Consider the following 3792-nt stretch of genomic DNA (forward strand, 5'->3'; position numbering starts at 1 on the left):
GCCACCCCCGCCGTCCCGCCGGCCACCGTCTCACCGGCCGCTGTCCCGCCGGCGATCGGCCCGCCGGCCGCTGTCCCCGCCGCCGCTGTCCCGGGGGCGATCGTCCCGGCGACGACCGTCTCGGCCGGCACCGCCTCGGCGGGCACGACCAGGCGGTACATCCCGTCGCCCAGCGGTCCCGCGCCGAAACGCAGCTGGGTGGCGCGCACCCGCTCGACCACCGCGGCGACCTGCTCGGGCGGCGCGGTCAGCGCCATCTCCCCGAGCAACGTCCACACCCGCGACGGCTCGCCGGGAAACCGGACGCCCAGCAGCCGGCGTACCGTGCTGCGCCCGCCGTCGCAGCCGACGAGATAGCGGCCGCGCAGCGTGGTGCCGTCGGCGAGGTCGGCGCGCACCCCGTCGTCGTCCTGGGCGAGCCCGACCAGCGCCTGCCCGCGGCGGATGTCCGCGCCGACCTCGGCGGCGTACTCGGCGAGCAGCCGGTCGATGACGGTCTGCGGAATGCCGAGAATGTAGGCGTGGGCGGTGTCGAGCCGGCGCGGCGGCGGCGTGCGGATGCCGGCGAACATTCCGCCGAGCGGATAACGCTGGCCGTGGGCGAGGAACCGATCCAGCAGGCCACGCTGGTCCATGATCTCGATGCTGCGCACGTGCAGCCCCAGGGCCCGCACGAACGGCGGCGGTGCCGCGTCCTCCTCCACGACGACCACCCGCACACCGCGCAGCCGCAGCTCACCCGCGAGCATTATCCCGGTCGGCCCCCCGCCGACCACGATCACATCAAACATGAAATCCCTTCACGAAACGTGTGGTGTCGTTCATCCCGGCATCCACCCGCATATCCGCGGCCGGCACCGACGGGCATTCTGAAGCACCCCCCGGGTCTTACCGCAAGCCCCCCGGTGTGCTATATATTGAGCATGGCAGGAAGCGTTGGCTTCCCTGCCTTTCTTGTTTTCTGCCCGGGTGGGGACGTGCGCCTTCGCCGAAGCCCGGCTGCGGGTGTGCCGTCCCCGCCGACGCCACCGGGCCACCGGGCCGGGTAGTCGGCCGTGCCGCGGGGTGGAGTGAAGATTTTTTGGGATCGGGCGCCCGTGCGGTGTCGAGAACGCGGCGCCGGCACCGTCCCCGGGGCACAGGCGGCCGGGACCGGCCGTGCGAGCGAAGGAGACACACCATGAAGTACCTGCTGCTCAAGCACTACCGGGGCGGCCCGGCGCCGGCCACCCTAACCGGACGATCACCGCAACTCGGACGCAGCCACCTCGACAGACCGAGGCGTCCGGAGAGTTACACACCGCTACTTTGCGGCTGGTGACACGGACCCGAGTCCCGGGCCACAGTCAGCGAACACCAGACCGTGTCATCGAATCAGGCCCGCCCTGGCCAGGACCCCGAACCAGGCCGACTTCACTGACAACGGACAGACCTCCCCATGTGCAGAACCTCCTCCCATGTTCGGGTGGGGCCAAATAACGCCGTCACCCCGGTCAGGAGATCAGGCAGATGGGGCCAGATATGACCGTCTCGATGGGGCCGGTTTGGTCTGTCACGGCCACGCGGGCGACCGCCTTGTAGGTCGTGGACATGTCGATGGTCACGGCGCTGATCCGGGCACGCCAGGCCGCGGACTGGGCGAGGATCCAGCTGATCACGGGTTTCGAAGCTCTGCGCTCGACGACCCCGAGCAGACCCTGGCCGCCGGCGGAGTCGATGAGCACCGTCTGCCAGCGGTCGGCGTCGGTGACCCACGCCCCGGTGAGCGGGTCGCGGTGGAAACGCGGCGAGCCGCGCCGCTGGTCATCGATCCCGAGCACCGACACGTCGGGCAGCGCCGCCCGCAGCGACAGCCGGTTCGCCCGTCGACCGCCCGCCGGCCGACGCCAGATCGCCGACCTGGCCGTTCGTCCCAGACCCGCCGACGTCGCCACCACAGACCTCGCCGCTGTGACCGCCGCCGGGCACGTCGGCGAGGCCCGCCTCGGGCGGCTCGCCGGCCGTCTCACCGGGCTCGGTGATCTCGTCGAGATCGGTGACCACGATCCCGACCTGGTCCGCGACCCGGACGAACCCGCCATGCGCGGTATGCCAGTTCACGCCGAGCGCCGCGGCGGCCCGGCTGACCGGGACCAGCCAGTCGCCGACCAGATGTCCCACCGTCTCCAACGCGGCCACCGACACCCTCCCACCAGGCACAGCCAGCGGCGTCGTCTCGACGAAGCTCTCCCGCGCACAGCCGGCGTTCGGGCAGGTCAGCCGGTACTTGCGCCACGTCACCCGCACCGGAGCCACGACCAGATGGCGCACCGTGTGCCCGACCGTCTCCTTCACCCGGCCCGACGCGATCTCGCAGTCCGGGCAGCACTCCACCGTCCCCGCCGCCGACACGTGCACCGAGAACGAGCCATCCACCTCCCGCTCCACCTGCTCGATCTCGAAACCGGGTAGTCCCAGCAACCCGGCCAGCGCACACCCCATACCCTCGAACACGGCACACCCGTCGTCTGGCGATCACGGACCTTCAACAAGTCGCGATCTTTCCAGATCGGCGGGTGTGTCCCTTTCCCCGAGCCCTGCACGGTCACACCCCGTCACGGCGGGCGGTCACTGAACGCTGGTGCTCAAACACGGCTCCCGGCCAACCACGTAGAGCCTGAAATGGGCCCGAAAGAAGTACAAACGGCTGCGTGCCTACAAACATGCCAGGGCGCGGTGGAAAACGGTCACAGAACGAGGCCGTGGACTGTTCGCGCACTGGTCGTGGATACGGGACGCCTGGATGGCTGGATGAGAAGAGCCCCGTGACGGGAGACTGTCATGCGGGGATCCGTGGGAACCGGGGACTGAGATACCCCCGGCTACCCGACCCTTCGCTGGTAGCGTTGTCATAGCAGTGAGTGACGTGTGCTGTTGCTGTCAGGCGGGTCCGGCGTGTCGAGATGACACGAAACGGCCTCCCGCTGATCGTGGTTTCTCGCCAAAGAGACCGTGACCAGCCGAGGGCCGTGACAGAGATTCTGCAAGAAGAACAGCCCCGCGTCGAGACAGCCGGGGACTTCGAGGTGCTATGCCGGTTCCGGCGGGACTTCCACGGCTGCCTGACCCGGCGCGGCGACGCGCTGTTCGAGCTGACCGACGCCGTGCTGTGCACCGATACCCCGGTTCGGACCCTGGTCGGCCTGTCGCTGGCGCCGGAGCACCGGCGCGGACACGGCGCCCTCTACGACGGGGGGCCACGGCCTGCTCGACGTCGGCCGGTTGCGCCGTTCGCTGGCCGGGCTGCCGGTCCCGCGCTCCGCCGACGGCCGGGTCGTGCTCGGGGCCGACGTCAGCCCGTGGCTGCGCCCGGCCGCCTCGACCAGCCGCCGGCGGGCGTTCTGCCACACCTACGGCCGGGGAAAGGCAACGCCCAGATGGTCCCGGGCTGGCCCTACTCCTTCGTCATGGCCCTCGAACCGGGCCGGACCTCCTGGACCGCGCCGCTGGACGCCGTCCGTCTCGACCCGGACGACGACCTGACCACGATGACCGCCGGCCAGGTCCGCGACGTGGTGAGCCGGCTGGCCGCCGCCGGGCACTGGAAGGACGGCGACCCCGACGTCCTGGTGGTCTTCGACGCCGGCTACGACGTCACCCGGCTGGCCTGGCTGCTCGTCGACCTGCCCGTCGAGCTGGTCGGCCGGCTGCGCGCGGACCGGGTCTTCCGCCTGCCCGCCCCACCCTGGCAGCCGGGAACCCCTGCACTCCGCACGTTCGTGCAGTGTGCTGATGGTGCGATTTTTTGATCGG

3 protein-coding genes and 2 pseudogenes are annotated in these 3792 nt (G+C 70.8%); 2 read left to right on the forward strand and 3 right to left on the reverse strand.

Annotation, left to right across the window (positions count from 1 at the left end):
• The 3 genes from CV1CTNOD_RS15180 to CV1CTNOD_RS24800 all read right to left on the reverse strand — a co-directional run.
• The coding region (locus tag CV1CTNOD_RS15180) for an FAD-dependent monooxygenase (RefSeq protein WP_242606712.1) at positions 1 to 791 on the reverse strand (791 nt) is incomplete at its 3' end.
• Between the two features lie 702 nt (positions 792 to 1493).
• Positions 1494 to 1820 (reverse strand): transposase, encoded by a 327-nt coding sequence (locus CV1CTNOD_RS15185; protein WP_165485533.1) that lies wholly within the window; start codon positions 1818 to 1820, stop codon positions 1494 to 1496.
• Positions 1804 to 2334, reverse strand: coding sequence for a hypothetical protein (locus CV1CTNOD_RS24800; protein ID WP_207386465.1), 531 nt, complete (start codon positions 2332 to 2334; stop codon positions 1804 to 1806). Before CV1CTNOD_RS24800 ends, CV1CTNOD_RS15185 begins: the two co-directional genes overlap by 17 nt.
• On the opposite strand from CV1CTNOD_RS24800, the pseudogene CV1CTNOD_RS15190 reads away from it, so the two are divergent.
• Positions 2324 to 2467, forward strand: a pseudogene (locus tag CV1CTNOD_RS15190) (IS5-like element ISFal3A family transposase); the annotation flags it as partial. The gene CV1CTNOD_RS24800 and the pseudogene CV1CTNOD_RS15190 sit on opposite strands and share 11 nt — an antisense overlap.
• A 475-nt stretch (positions 2468 to 2942) precedes the next feature.
• A pseudogene (locus tag CV1CTNOD_RS15200) lies at positions 2943 to 3740 on the forward strand (transposase); the annotation flags it as partial.
• Positions 3741 to 3792: the final 52 nt, after the last annotated feature.

Origin of the sequence: Protofrankia symbiont of Coriaria ruscifolia (assembly GCF_900634745.1) — a bacterium.
GTDB classification, from domain to species: domain Bacteria; phylum Actinomycetota; class Actinomycetes; order Frankiales; family Frankiaceae; genus Protofrankia; species Protofrankia californiensis.